Annotated in this window: 3 protein-coding genes; all 3 read right to left on the reverse strand. The window is 73.1% G+C overall.

The genetic code is table 11. From position 1 onward, the window contains the following. Positions 1 to 209: 209 nt before the first annotated feature. On the reverse strand, positions 210 to 761 hold the full coding sequence (locus ND748_RS30940; RefSeq protein ID WP_251749851.1) for an NADPH-dependent FMN reductase: 552 nt from the start codon (positions 759 to 761) through the stop codon (positions 210 to 212). 347 nt (positions 762 to 1108) lie between these two features. Continuing rightward, positions 1109 to 1318, reverse strand: a complete 210-nt coding sequence (locus tag ND748_RS30945) for a hypothetical protein (protein WP_011602017.1) — start codon at positions 1316 to 1318, stop codon at positions 1109 to 1111. 85 nt (positions 1319 to 1403) lie between these two features. Beyond that, positions 1404 to 1934, reverse strand: a 531-nt coding sequence (locus ND748_RS30950) for a PfkB family carbohydrate kinase (RefSeq protein WP_251749852.1), incomplete at its 5' end; no start/stop codon positions are given.

Genomic DNA, 1934 nt, shown 5'->3' on the forward strand with positions numbered 1-1934 from the left:
CGACACGGGCGCGCGGTCCGCGGGTCGGGCGGCGCCGGACCCGGGTCGGGCGGCGGCGCAGCCCGGCGTGATGGTCGGGCCGCTGCCGCAGGTGCGGGTCAACCCCGAGATCGGGGGAGCTGGTTAGGGCTGCTCCACGGACCGTTGCGCGCCGCTGGCCGTGATCGGTGCCGCGAGGTGTTGATCGACTCTCCGGCCGGGACCGGCGGTCAGGCGGACGGCGCCGTGACCGCGCGTCGGGCCGCGACGAGGGCGCTCACCGCCGGGAGGTTCACCGAGCCCCAGGCGTCGAGCTGCGTGGGGAGCTCGGCGAGCGCCGAGTCGAGGACGAACAGCCCGGTGGTCGGGCAGGCTGCGCCGATCTCGACGAGCACGGGGCGCAGGTGTACCTCCACCGCCAGGGCATGCTGCGGCGCGGCGGCCACCTGGACCGGGATGGCCGGCAGACCGGCGAGCTCACCGCCGCCGATCTGGTCGAGGAGCAGCTTGAGTAGTCCGGTGTAAGTCGCCTTGTAGGTGGGCGTGGCGATGACGAGGACGTCAGCCGCCCGGATGGTGGCCAGAGCCGCCCCGACGGTCGGGTCACCCCAGCCGAGCAGGCCGGCACCCAGCTCGCCGACCTCGATGACCTCCGCGGACGTCTCGAAGCCGCTCGCGGCCAGCGAGGTGGCGACGCGGCCGGCCACCGCCTCGGCGACCTGCCTGGTCCGAGAGGCCGCCTTCGGGTTCCCCACGACGCTGACGATCCGGCACGGTTCCATCGGGCTGCCTCCCTGTCCGGTCGCGGGCCTGCCCGCGAGTCGCTGGAACCGACGGCGCCTACGCCCGGTGTCGGCCGGCCGCAGTCTATCCGCGATCCGTCGGTACACGGCAACAGTCGGGCCTGCAGCAACCGGGATGGTTACCCGATGATGGCCGCTTTATTGCGCCACCTGCGGCGCCCTCGGGCGACCCGGCGACCCGGCCGGCTTGGGACGCGGGGCGGGCATGCCGATCCGGCCCGGGCATCGGTGCCAGGGCCGGACGCGGCGGGGTGAACAGCTGCCGAGTTTGGTACTGGCCGGTTGTGGGGAAAGCCGTGCGGCCTCCTCGAATGCCGCGCAAGCGGTCAGCGGGTGTGCAGGGCGAAGGTGTAGAAGATGGCGAGCGGCCACAGCAGGGTCGCGACGAGGGCGGTGAAGAAACTGCTCAGCGCGTGGCCGTCCCAGTCCGTGAAGTTCCAGTAGTCCTGGCTCGCGGTGATGACCACTCCAACGATGAGATAGAGAAGTGTACCGAGGCTGATGCTGCTGGTTCGGGTCCCTACCCGGGTGGCCATGACTGCTCCTTCAGCGGGGGTGATATCTGACTGTCGCAGGATTACCCGCTATCCGCCCACCTACACGCCCTTGTCCAGTTAGGCTTTATGCCGGAATACCCCTTCGGGGGTCAGGGGGGCCGGTTGGCACCCGCGCGGGGGGCGGACCGGCGAGGCGGGGCAGCGCATCGAGCGCGCCGCGGTGGCGAACCGTCCAGGCCGCTGCGGCAAGGCCCGCCTCGACGGCAGCCTCGACGAGGCCGGGTGGCCAGGCGCCCGCGACAGGCGCCCGGGGCCGGACGGCATAGGTGTTCGTGGTGTCGGTGTTCGTGGTGTCGGTGTTCGTGGCGTCGGCGGCGAACAGGACGTGGGTGAGCGCGGCGGTGAACGCGTCCGAGGCGGCGGTGGTGTCGACGACGGTCGTGGGATGGGCCGGGCGGGCCCATCCTCGGGTGCCGTCCCAGACGGCGACCCCGTGTTCCGCCCTGGTGACGCACACCAGCGGCGTCGCGAACCGGCGGCCGAACGCGGCCGCCAGCTCCGCCCCGGGGCCGGTGGCCGCCGGATCGCCGGCCGCCGCCAGCAGCAGCCTGGCCTCCTGCTCGTTCGGGGTCGCGGCGCTCACCCGGTCCCAGGG

Source organism: Frankia sp. AiPs1 (assembly GCF_023716945.1).
Taxonomy (GTDB): domain Bacteria; phylum Actinomycetota; class Actinomycetes; order Frankiales; family Frankiaceae; genus Frankia.

Coding starts and splice junctions, on each gene's coding strand:
- ND748_RS30940 (WP_251749851.1), bottom strand. CDS start 761: ATGGAACCGTGCCGGATCGTCAGCGTCGTGGGGAACCCGAAGGCGGCC.
- ND748_RS30945 (WP_011602017.1), bottom strand. CDS start 1,318: ATGGCCACCCGGGTAGGGACCCGAACCAGCAGCATCAGCCTCGGTACA.